The sequence below is a fragment of the Micrococcus sp. iso_26 genome (genome assembly GCF_056172975.1).
On sequence record NZ_CM149652.1, the window covers coordinates 1,729,737 to 1,746,673 of the forward strand.

The 16,937-nt window shown below is 72.6% G+C and carries 15 protein-coding genes; 6 read left to right on the forward strand and 9 right to left on the reverse strand.

Annotated elements, in window-relative coordinates; genetic code table 11:
- Positions 1 to 2: 2 nt before the first annotated feature.
- Positions 3 to 992: a cation diffusion facilitator family transporter gene (locus AC0VX0_RS07935; protein ID WP_475451495.1), complete on the reverse strand. Its 990-nt coding sequence runs from the start codon at positions 990 to 992 to the stop codon at positions 3 to 5.
- A gap of 247 nt (positions 993 to 1,239) precedes the next feature.
- Here AC0VX0_RS07935 and AC0VX0_RS07940 point away from each other — a divergent pair, with 247 nt between their 5' ends.
- Together AC0VX0_RS07940 and AC0VX0_RS07945 are read left to right on the forward strand one after the other, a co-directional pair.
- On the forward strand, positions 1,240 to 2,247 hold the full coding sequence (locus AC0VX0_RS07940; RefSeq protein WP_043279157.1) for an IS481 family transposase: 1,008 nt from the start codon (positions 1,240 to 1,242) through the stop codon (positions 2,245 to 2,247).
- Positions 2,248 to 2,256: 9 nt separating this feature from the next.
- Complete coding sequence (locus tag AC0VX0_RS07945) at positions 2,257 to 3,387, forward strand: saccharopine dehydrogenase family protein (RefSeq protein WP_122054477.1); 1,131 nt, start codon at positions 2,257 to 2,259, stop codon at positions 3,385 to 3,387.
- Between the two features lie 28 nt (positions 3,388 to 3,415).
- Here the strand turns inward: AC0VX0_RS07945 and AC0VX0_RS07950 are convergent, their stop codons facing one another.
- On the reverse strand, positions 3,416 to 5,068 hold the full coding sequence (locus AC0VX0_RS07950) for an ABC1 kinase family protein (RefSeq protein WP_069941701.1): 1,653 nt from the start codon (positions 5,066 to 5,068) through the stop codon (positions 3,416 to 3,418).
- Between the two features lie 10 nt (positions 5,069 to 5,078).
- The gene (locus tag AC0VX0_RS07955) at positions 5,079 to 6,509 is read right to left on the reverse strand and encodes a DUF4921 family protein (RefSeq protein ID WP_475452040.1); all 1,431 of its coding nucleotides are present in this window, start codon (positions 6,507 to 6,509) and stop codon (positions 5,079 to 5,081) included.
- Between the two features lie 126 nt (positions 6,510 to 6,635).
- Here AC0VX0_RS07955 and AC0VX0_RS07960 point away from each other — a divergent pair, with 126 nt between their 5' ends.
- The 3 genes from AC0VX0_RS07960 (at position 6,636) to AC0VX0_RS07970 (ending at position 11,060) form a co-directional block, all read left to right on the forward strand.
- Positions 6,636 to 8,150, forward strand: coding sequence for an acetyl-CoA hydrolase/transferase family protein (locus AC0VX0_RS07960; RefSeq protein ID WP_135019574.1), 1,515 nt, complete (start codon positions 6,636 to 6,638; stop codon positions 8,148 to 8,150).
- A 124-nt stretch (positions 8,151 to 8,274) separates the two neighbouring features.
- Positions 8,275 to 9,846, forward strand: coding sequence for an AbgT family transporter (locus AC0VX0_RS07965; RefSeq protein WP_102708432.1), 1,572 nt, complete (start codon positions 8,275 to 8,277; stop codon positions 9,844 to 9,846).
- Positions 9,847 to 9,875: 29 nt separating this feature from the next.
- Complete coding sequence (locus AC0VX0_RS07970) at positions 9,876 to 11,060, forward strand: M20 metallopeptidase family protein (RefSeq protein ID WP_102708431.1); 1,185 nt, start codon at positions 9,876 to 9,878, stop codon at positions 11,058 to 11,060.
- Between the two features lie 62 nt (positions 11,061 to 11,122).
- Here the strand turns inward: AC0VX0_RS07970 and AC0VX0_RS07975 are convergent, their stop codons facing one another.
- Complete coding sequence (locus tag AC0VX0_RS07975) at positions 11,123 to 11,548, reverse strand: DoxX family protein (protein WP_475451498.1); 426 nt, start codon at positions 11,546 to 11,548, stop codon at positions 11,123 to 11,125.
- Entirely contained in the window at positions 11,548 to 11,967 is a 420-nt protein-coding gene (locus AC0VX0_RS07980; RefSeq protein ID WP_002855232.1) for an organic hydroperoxide resistance protein, read from the reverse strand. The genes AC0VX0_RS07975 and AC0VX0_RS07980 overlap by 1 nt, the downstream gene beginning before the upstream one ends.
- Before the next feature lie 111 nt (positions 11,968 to 12,078).
- Between AC0VX0_RS07980 and AC0VX0_RS07985 the strand changes: the two genes are divergently transcribed.
- Entirely contained in the window at positions 12,079 to 12,570 is a 492-nt protein-coding gene (locus AC0VX0_RS07985) for a MarR family winged helix-turn-helix transcriptional regulator (protein WP_136940154.1), read from the forward strand.
- Between the two features lie 31 nt (positions 12,571 to 12,601).
- Here the strand turns inward: AC0VX0_RS07985 and AC0VX0_RS07990 are convergent, their stop codons facing one another.
- The 4 genes from AC0VX0_RS07990 to abc-f form a co-directional block, all read right to left on the reverse strand.
- A complete protein-coding gene (locus AC0VX0_RS07990) occupies positions 12,602 to 13,408 on the reverse strand; it encodes an alpha/beta fold hydrolase (RefSeq protein WP_036316503.1) in 807 nt (268 codons plus the stop codon).
- Between the two features lie 26 nt (positions 13,409 to 13,434).
- Positions 13,435 to 14,445 carry an NADP-dependent oxidoreductase gene (locus tag AC0VX0_RS07995; protein WP_136940155.1) on the reverse strand — a complete coding sequence of 337 codons (1,011 nt, stop codon included), beginning with the start codon at positions 14,443 to 14,445 and terminating at the stop codon, positions 13,435 to 13,437.
- 41 nt (positions 14,446 to 14,486) lie between these two features.
- Complete coding sequence (locus AC0VX0_RS08000) at positions 14,487 to 15,170, reverse strand: type 1 glutamine amidotransferase domain-containing protein (RefSeq protein ID WP_069941694.1); 684 nt, start codon at positions 15,168 to 15,170, stop codon at positions 14,487 to 14,489.
- A gap of 114 nt (positions 15,171 to 15,284) precedes the next feature.
- Positions 15,285 to 16,937, reverse strand: a complete 1,653-nt coding sequence (gene abc-f / locus AC0VX0_RS08005) for a ribosomal protection-like ABC-F family protein (protein ID WP_070708874.1) — start codon at positions 16,935 to 16,937, stop codon at positions 15,285 to 15,287.

Genomic DNA, 16,937 nt, shown 5'->3' on the forward strand with positions numbered 1-16,937 from the left:
GCTCAGACGCGGGTGTTCTGCGATTCCGGGGCCAGGGGCGCGTGGGCGGGGTTGGACAGGGAGAGCACGACGGCGGCCACGCGCGGGTGTTCGAGGAGGGCGTCCTCCACGCGCTGGAGCAGGACCGCGGCCTCGCTCTCCCGCTCGTCCCCGGCCAGGTCCACGGCCCCGACGACGAAGAGCTTCTCCGGGCCGACGTACTCGAGGTGCAGGTAGCTCACGGAGAGCACCTCGGGCCGCTCCAGCAGCCAGCGCAGCACCCGGGTCCGGATCACCGGGTCGGCGACCTCGCCGACGAGGAACGCCATGTTCCGCGAGAGCAGGAAGATCGCGACGACCCCGAGCAGCACGCCCACGAGGATCGAGCCGGCGGCGTCCCACCGGGGGTCCCCGGTGAGCTGGTGCAGGGCGAGGGCGGCGGCCGCGATGGCCAGGCCGATCAGGGCCGAGGCGTCCTCCACCCACACGGCGCGCAGCGTGGGGTCCGAGGTCTGGCGCAGGAACGTGGCATCGCTGATGTGCCGCCGCTCCGCGTCGCGGCGGACGCGCCGGTGCGCGTTCAGGAACGAGATGCCCTCGAGCACGAACGCGACGGCGAGCACGATGTACGCGATCGTGTACTCCGCCTCCTCCTCGGGGGCGGACCAGGCCGTGATCCCGTGCCAGACCGAGACCGCCGAGCCCACCGCGAACAGGCCGAAGGCCGCGACCATCGACCACACGTAGGCCGCCCGCCCGTAGCCCAGCGGGTGCCGCGCGTCGGGGGCTCGGCCGGCCCGACGCTCCGCCAGCAGCAGGAAGACCTCATTGCCGGCGTCGGCCCAGGAGTGCGCGGCCTCCGCCACCATCACGGCTGAGCCGGTGACCGCGCCCACGATCGACTTGACGACGGCGATCACCGTGTTCACGCCGAGGGCGATCAGGACGGTCAGCAGGCTCTCGCCGCCGGACTCGGCGGCGGGCGGGGCGACGGCGGGCGGGGTACGGGTCATCCCCCGAGTCTGCCCCTGCAGGCGGGTGCCGGGCCAGGCTCGCCATGTCCGGGTCCGCCGGTCCGGGAGCGCGAGAGGGGGTCCACGCGGATCGGCGTCGCCGAGCCCGTGAGGTCTCCGCGTGCGCGGCCTAGCTGTTGTGGGTCATGAGGTTCTTGACATGGGTACCGGGCTGAGATGAGACGAGTGGGCCTCTCCCGCAGGATGGAAGTTCCTACACCACCGACCTGCCAGAAGAGACCCGCTCATGACTCACGCTAACGCACCCCTGACTCCCACCGGCCGTCTCAGGATGGTCCACCGCCACCTGCACGACGGGATCCCGCAGGCGCACGTGGCCGCCGAGTTCCGGGTGAGCCGGCCCACGGTGGCCACTTGGGTCGCCCGCTACCGCGCCCAGGGAGAAGCCGGCCTTCAGGACCTGCCCAGCCGGCCGCACCGTTCACCTGCCCAGCTCGATCCGGTCTTGGTCGCCCAGATCCACGCCCTGCGGCGGGAGCGCAAGTGGTCCGCACGGCGCATCCATCACTACCTCGTCTCCGAGGGCCACCGGGTGTGTCTTCGTACCGTGGGACGGTGGCTGCACCGACTCGGGATCTCCCGCCTACGGGACCTGACCCCGGCCGGAGAAGACCTGCGCCAACGACCCCAGAAGATCACCGCGAGAGGGCCGGGGCACATGGTGCACCTGGACGTGAAGAAGATCGGGAAGATCCCAGACGGGGGCGGCTGGCGCACCCACGGACGTGAAAGTGAAGCAGGCCGTGCTTCCAAGCGCGGGCCTGGCCGGCGGGTCGGGTACACCTATCTGCACTCGGCGATCGACGGGTTCACCCGGCTGGCCTACACCGAGGCGTTGGAGGACGAGCGGGCGGCCACGACCGTGAGCTTCTACTGCCGGGCGAGGGCGTTCTTCGCCGCCCACGGCATCACCGTGGACCGGGTGATCACGGACAACGGAAACAACTACCGGGCTGCGGACTTCACCGCCAAGGTGGTCTCGCTCGGGGGCCGGCACCACCGGATCCGCCCCTACACCCCGCGCCATAACGGGAAGGTGGAGAGGTACAACCGGCTGATGGTCGATGAGGTCCTCTACGCCCGCCCGTATACCTCAGAGACAGCTCGGCGTGAGGCGCTGGCCGTGTGGGTGAACCACTACAACTACCATCGGCCTCATACCTCCTGCGGGAACGCCCCGCCGGCCTCGTTGGCACCGGCCCGAGTCAACAACGTCATGCCCTCCTACACCTAGCGTGGGGCCATGACGGATTCTCCCCTGCACCTCGACCACCCCGACGCCCCCCGCATCATCGTGCTCGGCGCGACGGGCTACGCCGGATCCCTCGTCGTGGACGCCCTCGTGGCCCAGGGCGCACGGCCCGTGCTGGCGGGCAGGAACCGGGACTCGCTCCAGCACGCGGCGAGGCGGCACGACGGGCTGGAGGTCGCCGTCGCCGACGCCGGGGACCCCGCCTCGCTGAGGGCCCTGGTCACGGAGGGCGATGTGCTGGTCTCCACGGTCGGCCCCTTCGAACGCTACGGCCGACCGGTCGCCCGCGCCGCCGCGGAGCGGGGCGCGCACTACGTGGACTCGACCGGTGAGGTCGGCTTCGTGAAGGACCTCAAGGCGGACCTGGACGCCACCGCCCGACGCACGGGCGCCACCCTGCTGCCCGCCCTCGGCTTCGACTACGCGCCGGGCATGCTCGCGGGCGGGCTCGCGCTGGCGGAGGCCGGTGGACGCGCACGGTCCCTGCAGATCGGCTACTTCGCCGACGGCGAGCTGGACCCGCGCGTCGACCTCAGCCACGGGACGCGCCAGACGATGGTGGGCGCCCTCACCGAGCGGACGATCACGTGGCGCGGCGGGCGGCTGGCGACCACGGGCCCGGCCAGCCGGTCGGCCGTCTTCCGGGTCGACGGGCAGGACCGCCGCGGCGTGCTGTTCGGCGGCACGGAGTCCCTGTTCCTGCCGCGGATGCAGCCCGGCCTGGACGAGGTCGAGGTCTTCAACGGCTGGTTCCCGGCCCGGCCCACGCAGATCGGCGCCGCCGCCCTCGGCGCGGTGGGGTGGCTCCCCGGCGTCGCCCGCGGCGTGCAGGCCCTGCTGCGGCCCCTGGCCGGCGACCCGGGTGGCCCCGACGCCGCAGACCGGGCCCGCACGGGCTCCCGGGTCGGGGCGATCGCGCGCGACGCGGCCGGCCGCATCGTGGCGGACGTCCACCTGAGCGGCCCCAACGCCTACACGTTGACCGGGGACCTCATGGCCTGGGGCGCCCGGCAGCTCGCCGCAGGACAGGCCCGCGAGGCCGGCGTCGTCAGCCCGATCCAGGCGTTCGGCCTCGACGACTTCGAGACGGCCTGCACCGCGGCCGGTCTGGTGCGGGCATGATCCCGACGACTGACCCCGCCCACGGCCCTCAGCGGGGGCGACGCCGCGGGCGGCTGATCCAGGCCAGATAGGCGCTGCCGCCGGTCAGGGCGGCGCCGCCGGCGGCCACCACCGGCCCGGCGAAGCGGCCGAGCCGGTCCTTGTACGCCACGAGCACGTTCGTGCCGCCGGTGATCATCGCGGCCACCACCATGGCGGCCACCACCCGGTCGCCCGTCCGCTCGAGGCGCGTCACGAGCGGCTCGAGCTCGCTCGCGCGGACGGTGACGTCGATCCCGCCGTCGTCGATGCGTTCCATCACCTTGCGGGCGTACTCCGGCAGGTCGATGCCGAGCTCGGCCGCCGCGATCGTGGCCCGGCCGATCCGGCCCGCCACCCGCCGGGGGTCGAGGTGCTCCCCCACAAGGCGTAGGGCGAAGGGGTCGAGCACGCGGGTGTAGTCGAAGCCGGGGTGCAGGCGGCGGCCGATGCCGTCCACGATGATCAGCATCCGCAGCAGCTGCACGAGCTCGGGCGGCAGGGACAGCCGGTGGCGCCGCACCAGGGCGAAGATCTCCGAGACCAGCTGCGCCACGCGGATGTCCTCGAGCTCGCGCCCCTCGAGGCGGCCGACGATCCGGGCCACCTCCAGCCGGAGCCGACGGCGGTCCACCGGGCCGCGCGGCGGGGCGATGTCCAGCAGGGCCCGCACCAGCCCGTCGGTGTCCTGCCGGGCCAGCGCCATGGCCAGGCCCGCGAACCGGCGCCGGAGGGACGGGGAGATCCGCCCGACGGAGCCGAAGTCGATGAACCCGACGGTCCCGTCCGGCTCGATGAACAGGTTGCCCGGGTGCGGGTCCGCATGGAACACGCCGTGCTCGAACACCATGGCCAGCAGCACGTCGGCGGCCCGGTACGCCAGCTCCTCCCGGTCGATGCCGGCGGCGTCGAGTCCGGCCAGGTCGTCCACGCGCAGCCCGGAGAGCTCCTGCATGGTCAGCACGCGCGAGGTGGTCAGGTCCCACTCGATCCACGGGAACCGCACGCCCGGGGTGTCCCGGAAGCCGGCGGCGATCTCCTCGCAGGCCCGCGCCTCCACCACGTAGTCGAGCTCGGCGCGCAGCGAGCGGTCGAACTCGTCCACCATGGCCGGCACGTCCAGGTCGGCGAAGGTCCGTGAGGCCCGCGACCACGTGGCCGCCAGCGTCCGCAGGATCTCCAGGTCCGCCTGGGCCTGCTCCACCACACCGGGCTTGCGGACCTTCACGACGACGGCGCGCCCGTCGTGCAGGCGCGCACGGTGGGCCTGACCGATGGAGGCGGTGGCCAGGGGCGCCCGGTCGAACCAGGCGAACAGGGTGTCGACGTCGGCGCCGAGGTCCTCCTCGACCGTCCGGGCGACGGCCTCGAAGGGCACCGCCGTCGTGCTGTCCGTGAGGCGGGCGAACGCCGCGCAGTAGGCCTCGGGGAACAGGTCCGGGCGCGCCGAGATCAGCTGCCCGAGCTTCACGAAGGTGACGCCCAGCTCCTCGAACGTGCGCACGAACAGCTCGGGGCGGGCCTCGGCGTCGATGCCCAGGTGCGGCTCCCCCTCCTCGAGGGGCAGCCACCGGGAGAGCCCGGCCTGCACGGCCGTGGCCCTGAGGCCGTTGCGGGCCATGACGTGGGCGATCTCGCGGTAGCGCTGCAGGTGGAGGGCCATGACGCCCACGCTACCGACCGCGCGGAGGGGTGAGTCTCGCCGCTCCGTCGGCGTACCGCAGGGCGCCCGGCCGGACCCGCGCGTCGGCCCCGATCCGCATCCCGTCCGCGAGCGCGCCCGCCGCCCGCAGCTCCCGCAGCCGCGCCAGCACCCGGTCCCGCACGTCCCACGGGCTGATCGTGTTGACGTTGATCTTGGTGGCGCCCTCGAAGCCGGCGAGGGTGGAGACGCGCCACTTGAGCATCACGCGCCAGGGCATCGGGGAGGCGACGCCGGGCGGGCGGGTGTGCCATTCCTCGTTGGAGGGGACATCGGGCCCGGTGGCCGCGTGGGCGGCGTGCAGCAGGTCGGAGACGGCGCGCAGCTCGGCCGCGGTCTGCCGCCACGGCTGCCCCACCGGGCTCGTGGAGTAGACCTCGACCGTCGGATACCGGTGACCGAAGCCGGCGAACATCACGGCGTGCTCGTTCGCGGCGATCACGAGGTCGTGCGCCACGGCCACGTCCAGCGCGGCGTGGTTGAACACCTGCGGGTCCTCCCGCAGCCGGTCCGGGGCGGCGACGTTCTGCGCGCCGACCTCGTCGATGGCCACGAGCTGCTTGTGCAGGTGGTCGAAGGAGGCGCCGGCGGGCTTGAGCCAGTTCTGGAACACGGAGACGTACCGCACGGCGGGCGTGGTTGCGTAGAGGTCCCGCATCGCGTCGGCGGTCAGGGCCAGGAACGCGTGGTGCTCGTCCGGGGTGAGGGTGCCCGAGGAGGCCAGCTGGTGGTCGTCCACGGCCCCGTCGACGAAGTGCCGCCGAGCGATCACGACGTCGTGCGTGCCGCCGAAGAATGCGGCCGACGCCCCGATCAGCTCCGCCTCGGACATCGCCGCCGCCTCCTCGGCGGAGCGGCCGGAGGCGCGCAGCTTCGCGGCGACGACGGCGCGCACGTGGGCGCGGCCGGCCTCGGTGGCCAGGTACTCGTCACGGCGGCGGCGCGCGTCCGGGGGAAGTTCATAGCCGTGGTTGAGACGCCAGTAGTCGTAGCTGAGGATCTCGAAGAGGTTGGGGACCCGGCGAAAGGCCGGGGTCGTCTCCTCGAGCCGCTCCGCGGCCGGGTGCCGCAGGATCTGCCAGGCCGGGGCGCCGTCGTCGGCCCTCATGGAGACGATGCGTGACTTCTCCGGCGGCGTCTCCAGCATCCGGTGCTCGCAGAAGGCGCAGTGCCGGCCGTGCTGGGCGGGGTCGAGCGGCTGCGGGGCGGGCCGGACGAGGCCGAGCGGGCGGTGGCCGCGGCCGGGCACGGTCCAGACCTCGGTGCCGGTGAAGGGGTTGCGCTGCTTGACGGTGCCGTCCGGCAGTCGGGTGAGGGGCTCGCTCACAGACGGGTGCACGAGGCCAGGATACGAGGCGGTGCCGGCCCGGAGGGCCGAGCCCTGTTCGCCGTCGTCGATCACGCAGGGCGGGCCCGTGTCCTCCGGCGTGATCATCCCCACGGCCACCCGTGACGCGGGTACGCTGATCGCTGTTCCACGTCACAGCGCTCTCGCTCGACTCGTCTCACCCGCACGGAGGCCTCACCCATGTCGTCCCGCATCCACCACCCCGGCCTCCGGTCGAAGGTGATGTCCGCCGCGGAGGCGGCGGCGTTCATCCAGCACGGCACCACCGTGGGCATGAGCGGGTTCACGGGGTCCGGCTACCCGAAGGCCGTGCCGACGGCGCTGGCCGAGCGGGCCAAGGAGCTGCACGCGCGCGGCGAGGAGTTCCGCATCAACCTCCACACGGGGGCGTCCACCTCCGCGGAGATGGACGGTGCGCTGGCCGAGGCGGACGCCGTCGCGCTGCGCACCCCGTTCCAGTCGGACCCGACGATGCGCGCCAAGATCAACGCGGGCGCGATCGAGTACATCGACACACACCTGTCCCACCTGGCGCAGACCGTGTGGAACGGCTTCTACGGGCCCATGACCACCGCGGTGATCGAGGTGTCCGGGATCCGCGAGGACGGCCGTCTCGTCCCCAGCTCCTCCGTGGGCAACAACAAGTCCTGGATCGACCTGGCGGATCAGGTGATCCTCGAGGTCAACTCGTGGCAGAGCGAGGACCTCGAGGGTCTGCATGACGTCTACTACGGCACCGCGCTGCCCCCGCACCGCACGCCGATCATGCTCACCCACCCCGCGGACCGCATCGGTGAGACGTACCTGCGGTGCGATCCGGCCAAGGTGGTGGCCGTCGTCGAGACCCACGCCCCGGACCGGAACTCTGCCTTCAAGCCCGCCGACGCGGACTCGATCGCGATCGCCCAGCACCTCGTGGAGTTCTTCGAGCACGAGGTGGCCCAGGGCCGGTACGACGAGCGACTGCTGCCGCTGCAGTCGGGCGTGGGCAACATCGCGAACGCGGTGATGTCCGAGCTGGTGAAGTCCCGGTTCACGGGCCTGTCCGCGTTCACCGAGGTGGTGCAGGACGGCATGCTCGACGCCCTGGACTCCGGCACCCTGGCGACCGCGTCCGCGACCGCGTTCTCCCTGTCCACCGAGGCCGCCGAACGGTTCAACGACAACGCCGCGAAGTATCGGGACAAGCTGATCCTGCGCACCCAGGAGATCTCCAACCACCCCGAGCTCGTGCGCCGGCTCGGCATCCTCGCCATGAACGGCATGCTCGAGGCCGATCTGTACGGCAACGTGAACTCCACGCACCTGATGGGCACGAAGATGATGAACGGTCTCGGCGGCTCCGGCGACTTCGCCCGCAACGCGTTCACCTCGTTCTTCCTCACCCCGTCCACGGCCAAGGGCGGGGACATCTCCTGCATCGTGCCGATGGTCTCGCACGTGGACCACACCGAGCACGACGTGCACGTGGTGGTCACCGAGCAGGGGCTGGCCGACCTGCGCGGCCTCTCCCCCAAGCAGCGCGCCCGCACGATCATCGACACGTGCGCGCACCCGGACTACAGGGAGCAGCTGCGGGACTACTTCGACCGCGCGATGCGTGAGTCGGACGGCCTGCACACCCCGCACCTGTTGGGCGAGGCCCTGTCCTGGCACCAGCGCTTCCTCGAGACCGGGACGATGCGTCAAGGCTGACGGCCCGCCGGACCGGACACCCGCGGGACACCTGCGGGACACCTGCGACGGGGCACCCTACAGTGGGCCGTACCTCGCCCCTGTGGCCGAGGTCTCACCGTCTCTCGCACCTCGGAGGAGTCCCATGACCTCGCCCACCGGTGGGTCCACCGCCGCCGACGCCTCACCCCGGAAACACGCCCCCGGAGGCCTGCTCAACAGGTTCCTCAACGTGATCGAATGGAGCGGCAACAAGCTCCCGGACCCGATCATCATCTTCGCGGCCCTCTGCGCCCTGACCCTGGCGGCGTCCGCCGTGGCCGGGCTGAGCGGGTGGAGCGCGGTCCACCCGGGCACGGGTGAGACCCTCGTGGCGACCAATCTGCTCAGCACGGAGGGCATGCGCGTCGTCATCGGCGACGCCGCCAAGACCTTCGGCGCCTTCGCCCCGCTGGGACAGGTGCTCATCATCATGCTCGGCATCGGCGTCGCCGAGCGGTCGGGATGGTTCGAGGTCGGCCTGACGCAGTCCATGACCAGCGCCCCCAAGGGCCTGATCATCCCCGCGATCGCGCTCATCGGACTGCTCGGCAACATCGCCGGCGACGCCGCCCCGATCGTCCTGCCCCCGCTGGCCGCCCTGATCTTCCACAAGCTGGGCTGGCACCCGATCGCCGGCATCGCCCTGGCCTACGCGGCCGCGACCGGTGGCTTCGCGGCGAACCTGATGATCGGCATGTCCGACGCCCTCGTCCAGGGCTTCACCCAGGAGGCCGCGGTCATCATCGACCCCGACATCGAGACGACCGTCCCGATGAACTGGTGGTTCATCGCCGCCTCCGTCGTCGTCCTCCTGCCGGTGCTGTGGCTCGTCACCACCAAGATCGCGATCCCCCGCCTGGGCGCCTACCAGGAGACGGACGACGTCGAGGCCGGGGACATGGAGGTCACCGACGTCCAGCGCCGGGCCAACCGGTGGGCCCTGGTGGCGCTGGCACTGTTCGCCGCGCTCGTGGTGGCCGCCTGCATCCCCCAGGGCTCGTTCCTGCGCAACGCCGAGACCGGCTCCCTGACCACCGACGCGCCCCTGATGAACGGCATCGGGCTGATCCTTGCCCTGGCGTTCTTCCTCCCGGGCCTGGTCTACGGGGTCCGGGCCAAGACGATCACGGGCTCCTCGGACGTCGCCCGCATGATGGTGGAGTCCATGGCCACGATGGCCAGCTTCATCGTCGTCGTCTTCTTCGCCTCGCAGCTGCTGTCGTACGTGAGCGCGTCCAACATGGGCGCCATCCTGGCCATCCGCGGCGCCGAACTGCTCCAGGGCCAGGACGGCATCGTGCTGATCCTCGGGATCATCGCGATCTCCGCCGTCGTGAACCTCTTCGTCGGGTCGGCCTCCGCCAAGTGGGCGATCCTGGCGCCGATCTTCATCCCGATGATGATGCTGCTGGGCTACCACCCGGCGTTCACGCAGATGGTGTACCGCATCGGCGACGCCGTCACGAACCCGATCACGCCCATGTTCCCGTACTTCGCCCTGGTGCTGACCTACGCCCAGCGCTACGACAAGAAGCTCGGCATCGGCACGTTCATCTCCACGCTGGTGCCCTACTCGCTCGCGATGGGCCTGGCGTGGACCGCCATGATGGTCGTCTGGTACCTGCTGGGCTGGCCGATGGGGCCGGACGGTCCCATCCACCTGCCCACCCCGTGACGTCCCGCCCCGACCGAGAGGAGACCCCCATGTCCGCCGACATCGACGCCTACCAGGACCAGCTCGTCGCCTGGCGCCGCCACCTGCACCAGCACCCGGAGGCCTCGTTCGAGGAGCACGAGACTGTCCGCTACATCCGTGCCGAGCTGGAGCCGCGCCTGCCGGGCGCCACGTTCGAGAACCTCACGCCGACGAGCCTCGTGGTGACCCTGGACACCGGCCGCCCCGGCCCCACCCTGGGTCTGCGCGCGGACATCGACGGGTTGGCGATGACCGAGGACCGCCCCGACCTGGACTTCGCCTCGACGACGCCGGGTCGCATGCACGGCTGCGGTCACGACGGCCACACGGCCACCATCATGTCCGCCCTGGTCTGGGCGCACGATCACCTGGACGAGCTGACCGGCACCGTGCTCGGCATCTTCCAGCACGCGGAGGAGACCCCGCCCGGTGGGGCCAAGGAGATGGTGGAGACGGGCCGGTTCGCGGACGTCGACTACTTCTTCGGCTTCCACTACTGGAGCACCCTCCCCACGGGCACGGTGGACATCAAGCCCGGCCCGGCCTCGGCGAACTCGGACCTGTTCGAGGTGCACCTGCGGGGCGAGGGCGCCCACGCGTCCACCCCGGAGGACGCCGTGGACGTGGTCACCGCGGCAAGCTCCCTGATCCAGCAGTTCCTGCTCATCCCGTCCCGCCGGGTGGCCGGCCTGGACCCGTGCGTGGTGTCCACGACGTGGATGGACGCCGGACGTCAGTCAGCGCTGAACGTGTACCCGCCGGAGGCGCACATCGGCGGCGTGGTCCGCACGCATGACGACGACGTGCGGGACACGGTCGAGGCGGCGATGCGGGACATGGTCCGCGGCCTGGAGACGGCGAACCCCGGTCTGCGCTGCGAACTGGACTATCTGCGCGGCTACGACATGGTGTGGAACGACCCGGCCCGCACCGCTGTGGTCCAGGAGCTGTGCGAGGACCTGTTCCCGGGCTCGGTGATCACCGACCCGCCGATGCTCGGCGGCGAGGACTTCGCGGCCTTCTCCCGGACCGCGCCCGCCACGTACGTGTTCGTGGGGGCCGGCAACGCCGCCAAGGGCTTCGACGCGGGTCACCACAACCCGCGGTTCGGGCTGGATGAGGACGCCTTCCCGATCGCCCTGCGGCTGGTCGTGGAGGTCCTGCGGAACGGGCCGCGCCTCGGGGCGGGGTGAGAACACGCCGGCTCCGGGCACGCGCCCGGAGCCGGCCCAGGACCGCAGGACCGGCGACGGCGTCAGCTGCGCCCGCCCTGCTCCCGCTCGGGGATTCCCGCGGCCCACAGGGCGGCCGCGATGAGGGCGGGCTGGCCGAACAGCCGCGCCAGGCGGCGGCCGTCCGTGTCCAGCCCGAAGCCGTCCTTGCGCTCGGCGTACTGCCCGATGTTCCCGGGGTAGATCGCGGTGTAGAAGGCCGCCAGGGCGGTGCCGGTCAGGCGACGCTGCCCGGGGAGCGCCAGCAGAGCGGCCCCGAGGCTGATCTCGGCCACGCCGGATCCGAGCACCACGAGGTCCGCCGGGAGCGGGACCCACGAGGGCACCTGGGCGCGGAACTCACGGCGCGCCACGGTGAGGTGGGACAGCCCCGCGGCGGTCATGAACCCGCCGAGGCCGAGGCGGGCGCCGGTCTGGGAGAGGGGGGCGGACTGCCGGCGCTTCGTCATCACGCCTCCCCGAGCTCGAGGACGACGTCGATGTTGCCCCGGGTGGCGTTCGAATAGGGGCACACCTGATGCGCCTGCTCCATGAGGGCGCGGGCCTGGTCCGCGGGGACGTTGGGCAGCACGACCTCGAGGGTGACCTCCAGGCCGAAGCCCTCACCCTGGCGGCCGATGCCCACGCGCGCGCCGACGGAGGAGTCGGTGATGTCGGCACGGGAGGCACGGGCGACCATCTGCAGGGCCGAGTGGAAGCACGCGGCGTAGCCGGCGGCGAACAGCTGCTCGGGGTTGGTGCCCTGGCCGGAGCCGCCCATCTCGGTGGGCACCGCGAGGTCGAGGTCGACCCGCCCGTCGGTGGTGCGGACATGGCCGTCGCGGCCGGCGCCGGTGCTGAGCGCCTCGGCGGTGTAGATGGTCTCCATGAGAGGTCCTTTCATCCGCCCGCCCCGTGCGGGACGAGTCGGCTCCAGCCTGCCACCCGGTTAGGTCGCGCGCAACCAAGTCGCTCCCCAGCGACCACTAGAATCGCTCCCATGGATGCCGCGCCGACCCCCAGCCTCGCCCTCGAGGACCAGCTCTGCTTCGCCCTGCACCGGGCGGCGCGCGCCGTCACGCGCGGCTACGGCCCCCTGCTCTCCCGCCTCGGCCTCACCTACCCGCAGTACCTCGTGATGCTCACCCTGTGGCAGGTGGAGAGTGACGCCTCGGCTGAGACGGAGGCGTCGACATCGGACGCCGCCGGCGCGCTGGGGGTCGGCGCGCTGCGGGACCGGCTCGGCATGGACAACGGGACGATCACACCCCTGGTGCGGCGCCTGGCCGGCATGGGGCTCGTCACGCGGGAGCGCGACGTCCACGACGAGCGACGCGTGCTGGTCCGGCTGACGGACGAGGGACGAGCGCTGCGGGCGTCCGCCCGGACGGTCCCGGTGGACGCCCTCACCCGGATCCCCCTCGACGCCACCGAGCGCCAGGTCCTCATGGGCCTGCTGAACCGGATCACCGAGGCCGCCGGGCCGCGCTGAAACGGCGGGAGCGGCCCGCGCGGAGCGCGGGTCAGCGCACCCGGTCCAGGATCGCCCGGGCGACGGCGTCCGCCTCGCGCTCGGGCAGCCAGTGGTCCGCGTCGAGCGCCACGAACCGGTACTCCCCCGCCGCCTGCCCCGCCGTGAGCTCGGCGGCCCGCGGCCCCAGGGCCGCGTCCCGGGTGCCCCACACATACGTGGTGGGGACCGACACGGGCGCGCTGCTCGTGGTGGTCACCAGATCCGGGTTCGCCCGATACCAGTTCACCGGGCCGCGCAGGCTCTGCGGGGTGGAGAACCGGCGGGCGTAGTGCTCCGCCCCGGGGACCTGCCCCCGTTGCAGCAGGGAGCCCAGCCGTCGGGCGAGGATTCGTTCGGGGAGGGCCGGCGCCTGGAAGGCGGCGATGTACCAGCTGCGGCGCAGCTGGTCCGGGCCGCGCAGGGCGCGGGCCAGGGCGGCCGGGTGCGGCGTGGACAGGACCGTCAGGGACGCGACGCGCTCGGGGTGGGCGGTGGCCAGCGCCCAGGCGACGGCGCCACCCCAGTCATGGCCGACGACGTGGACGCGCCGCGCCCCCGCCGCGTCCGCCAGCGCGACGGCGTCCCCCACGAGCGCCGGGAGGCGATAGGCCGCCGTCGCCCGCGGAGCGGCCCCCGGGGAGTAGCCGCGCTGATCCGGGGCGAGCGTGCGCAGCCCCGCGGCGTGCAGCAGCGGTTCGACATGCCTCCAGGACGTGGCGTCCTGCGGGAAGCCGTGCAGCAGCAGGACCACCTCCCCCTCGGCCGGCCCGCCGTCGCGGACGTCGAAGGTCAGGCCCTGATGCCGGAAGGTGTCCATGCCGCCCCCGAGTGCGCCGTCGCCCGTCACAGCCGGACGAGCATCTTCCCCGTGTTGGCACCCTCGAGCAGGTCGATGAACGCCTGGGGTGCGTTCTCCAGCCCCTCCCGGACGGTCTCGTCCCACTGGATCTTCCCGGCGGCGACCCACGGGCCCACGCGCTCCAGGAACTCGGGGCGGACCTGCGCTGCGTACTTCTGCAGGACGAAGCCGCGCAGGGTCAGGCACTTGCCGATCGCCAGGGCGAGGTTGCGCGGGGCGGCCGGCGGCTCCGTCGAGTTGTACTGGGCGATCGCGCCGCACATCGCCACGCGGCCGTCGACCCGCAGCGCGGCGATGGCGGCCTCGAGGTGGTCGCCGCCCACGTTGTCGAAGTAGACGTCGATGCCCTCCGGCGCCGCCTCGGCCAGCAGATCGGTGGGCGAGCCGTCGTGGTAGTCGAACGCGGCGTCGAAGCCCAGCTCCTTCACCCGCGCCACCTTCTCGGGCGTGCCCGCCGAGCCGACCACGCGCGAGGCGCCCAGCAGGCGGGCGATCTGGCCGGCGACCGAGCCGACGGCCCCCGCGGCGCCCGAGATGAAGACGGCGTCGCCCTCCTGCATCTCGGCCACGTGCACGAGGCCGGTGTAGGCGGTCAGACCCGTCATGCCCAGCACGCCCAGGTAGGTGCTGTCCGAGAACTGGGAGGTGTCCACGACCTGGACGGTGTCGCCGTCGAGGACGGCGTGCTCGCGCCAGCCGCGGCCGTGGAGCACGGACGTGCCCTCCGGCACGTCCGCGTGGCGCGAGGCGATCACGGTGCCCACCGCGCCGCCGTCGAGGGGGGCGTCGAGTTGGAACGGAGGCACGTAGGACTCGACGTCGTTCATGCGGCCGCGCATGTACGGGTCCACGGACATCACGGTGTTGCGCACGAGGACCTGGCCCTCGGCGAGCTCGGGGAGCTCGACCTCCGTGAGGCGGAAGTTCTCCGGCGTCGGGGCGCCGTGGGGGCGGGAGGCGAGGTGGATCTCGCGCGTGCGGGTGGGGGTGCTCATGGTGGTCTCCTCGGGGTCGGGGCGGCGGGCTCGGTGGAGGGTCAGCGCGCGAGCAGGTCCAGGAGGCGGCGGGCGGCGTCGGCGGAGGAGGCCGGGTTCTGGCCGGTCACCAGGGTGCCGTCCGTGACCACGAAGCTCTCCCCGTCCGGGCCCTTGCGGTAGTCCGCGCCGGCGGCGATCAGCGAGTCCTCGACGAGGAACGGGACGACGTCCGTCAGCTGGGCGGCCTCCTCCTCGCCGTTGGTGAACCCGGTGACCTGACGGCCGCGTACGAACGGGGTGCCGTCGGCGGCGGTGATCGGGTGCAGGATCCCGGGCGCGTGGCAGACGAGGCCGAGCGGGCGCCCGGCCGCGTCGCTGTCGAGGATGATCCGCGTGGAGTCGGCGTCGGACACCAGGTCCCACAGCGGGCCGTGACCGCCCGGGTAGAAGACGGCGTCGAACCCGTCCACGTCCACCTGGGCCAGGGGCGTGGTGTGGGCCAGGGCGGCCTTGGCCTCCTCGTCCTGGTCGAACCGGCGGGTGGCCTCGGTCTGCATCTCCGGCTTCGAGCTCGTCGGGTCGATGGGCGGCTGGCCGCCGCGGGGCGAGGCGAGGGTGACCTCGTGGCCGGCGTCCGTGAAGACATAGTAGGGCGAGGCGAACTCCTCGAGCCAGAACCCGGTCTTGCGGCCGGTGTCGCCCAGCTGGTCGTGCGAGGTGAGGATCATCAGGATGCGGGACATGTCTGGGGCCCTTTCGTCGGTGGGGACTGAACTCTCATGGTCGTACACGACCGAATCTCGGGCAAGGGTGACGATGCCCACCGGCCTGACGCCGCGGCCGCCGCGCCCGAGACATCAGCGCTCCGTCACCCGCCCGTCCTGGACCTGCCAGCGGCGGTCGGTGCGGACGGTGTCCAGCATGCGGCGGTCGTGGGTGACGAGCAGCAGGGCGCCCTCATAGGTCTCCAGGGCCTGTTCGAGCTGCTCGATGGCCTCCAGGTCCAGGTGGTTGGTGGGCTCGTCGAGCACCAGGACGTTCACCCCGCGGGCCTGGAGCAGGGCCAGGGATGCCCGGGTGCGCTCGCCGGGAGAGAGCTCGTCCACGGGGCGGTTCACGTGGTCGGCCCTGAGGCCGAACTTGGCCAGCAGGGTGCGCACCTCCCCGGAGGCCATCTCGGGCACGAGCGCCTCGAAGGCCGCAGCGAGCGGGGCGGTCCCGGCCAGCAGTGAGCGCGCCTGGTCGATCTCCCCGATCTGCACGCTGGATCCCAGGGCGGCCGTGCCCTCGTCCGGGGCCTGGCGGCCCAGCAGCCCGCGCAGCAGGGTGGACTTGCCGGCCCCGTTGGGCCCGGTGATGCCGATCCGCTCTCCCGCGTTGACCTGGAGGGACACCGGGCCGAGCGTGAAGCCACCCAGCCGGAACACGGCATCGTTGAGGGTGGCGACCACGGAGCTGGAGCGCGGCTCCGCGCCGATGGTGAACTCCAGCCTCCACTCCTTGCGTGGCTCCTCCACCTCCTCCAGGCGCGCGATGCGGCTCTCCATCTGCCGGACCTTCTGGGCCTGCTTCTCGCTCGACTCACTGTTGGCCTTGCGGCGCAGCTTGTCGTTGTCCGGGGACTTCTTCATCGCGTTGCGCACGCCCTGGCTGGACCACTCCCGCTGGGTGCGGGCGCGGGAGACGAGGTCCTGCTTCTGCTCGGCGAACTCCTCGTACTTCTCCCGGGCCTGGCGGCGCAGGGTGGCCCGCTCCTCGAGGTAGGCCTCGTAGCCGCCGCCGTAGACGCGGTTGGTGCGCTGGGCGAGGTCGAGCTCCAGGACGCGGGTGACGCAGCGGGCCAGGAACTCGCGGTCGTGGCTCACCAGCACGACGCCGCCGCGCAGCTCCTGCACGAAGGCCTCCAGGCGGGTCAGACCGTCGAGGTCCAGGTCGTTGGTGGGCTCGTCCAGGAGCACGACGTCGAAGCGGGAGAGCAACAGCGCGGCGAGGCCGACGCGGGCGGCCTGCCCACCGGAGAGGGAGGTCATGAGGACCTGTTCCGGGGAGGCGGAGAGGTCGAGGCCGAGGTCGGCCAGGACGGCGGGGATGCGCTCCTCCAGGTCCGCGGCGCCGGAGGCCAGCCAGCGGGTGAGGGCGGTGTTGTAGCGGTCTGCGGCGGCGTCCGTGACGTCCGGGTCCGCCAGGCCCGAAGCGGAGGCGTCCATCTCTCGAGTGGCCTCGGCGCAGCCGGTGCGGCGGGCGATGTACCCGGCGACCGTCTCCCCCGGCACCCGCTCGTGCTCCTGCGGCAGCCAGCCCACGAACGCGTCGGCCGGGGCCAGGCTGACCGTGCCGGCCTGCGGCGCGAGGTCCCCGCCGAGAATGCGCAGCAGGGTGGACTTGCCCGCGCCGTTGGCCCCCACGACGCCGACGACGTCCCCGGGCGCGACCGTGAGGTCCAGATCCTCGAAGAGCGTGCGGTGGCCGTGGCCGCCGGCGAGGCCGGAGGCGACAAGGGTGGCGGTCAT

What these genes read in the sequence shown, in the direction of transcription:
- AC0VX0_RS07935 (WP_475451495.1), bottom strand. Translation starts at nt 992, where the DNA reads ATGACCCGTACCCCGCCCGCCGTCGCCCCGCCCGCCGCCGAGTCCGGC.
- AC0VX0_RS07940 (WP_043279157.1), top strand. Translation starts at nt 1,240, where the DNA reads ATGACTCACGCTAACGCACCCCTGACTCCCACCGGCCGTCTCAGGATG.
- AC0VX0_RS07945 (WP_122054477.1), top strand. Translation starts at nt 2,257, where the DNA reads ATGACGGATTCTCCCCTGCACCTCGACCACCCCGACGCCCCCCGCATC.
- AC0VX0_RS07950 (WP_069941701.1), bottom strand. Translation starts at nt 5,068, where the DNA reads ATGGCCCTCCACCTGCAGCGCTACCGCGAGATCGCCCACGTCATGGCC.
- AC0VX0_RS07960 (WP_135019574.1), top strand. Translation starts at nt 6,636, where the DNA reads ATGTCGTCCCGCATCCACCACCCCGGCCTCCGGTCGAAGGTGATGTCC.
- AC0VX0_RS07965 (WP_102708432.1), top strand. Translation starts at nt 8,275, where the DNA reads ATGACCTCGCCCACCGGTGGGTCCACCGCCGCCGACGCCTCACCCCGG.
- AC0VX0_RS07970 (WP_102708431.1), top strand. Translation starts at nt 9,876, where the DNA reads ATGTCCGCCGACATCGACGCCTACCAGGACCAGCTCGTCGCCTGGCGC.
- AC0VX0_RS07975 (WP_475451498.1), bottom strand. Translation starts at nt 11,548, where the DNA reads ATGACGAAGCGCCGGCAGTCCGCCCCCCTCTCCCAGACCGGCGCCCGC.
- AC0VX0_RS07980 (WP_002855232.1), bottom strand. Translation starts at nt 11,967, where the DNA reads ATGGAGACCATCTACACCGCCGAGGCGCTCAGCACCGGCGCCGGCCGC.
- AC0VX0_RS07985 (WP_136940154.1), top strand. Translation starts at nt 12,079, where the DNA reads ATGGATGCCGCGCCGACCCCCAGCCTCGCCCTCGAGGACCAGCTCTGC.
- AC0VX0_RS07990 (WP_036316503.1), bottom strand. Translation starts at nt 13,408, where the DNA reads ATGGACACCTTCCGGCATCAGGGCCTGACCTTCGACGTCCGCGACGGC.
- AC0VX0_RS07995 (WP_136940155.1), bottom strand. Translation starts at nt 14,445, where the DNA reads ATGAGCACCCCCACCCGCACGCGCGAGATCCACCTCGCCTCCCGCCCC.
- AC0VX0_RS08000 (WP_069941694.1), bottom strand. Translation starts at nt 15,170, where the DNA reads ATGTCCCGCATCCTGATGATCCTCACCTCGCACGACCAGCTGGGCGAC.
- abc-f (WP_070708874.1), bottom strand. Translation starts at nt 16,937, where the DNA reads ATGACCGCCACCCTTGTCGCCTCCGGCCTCGCCGGCGGCCACGGCCAC.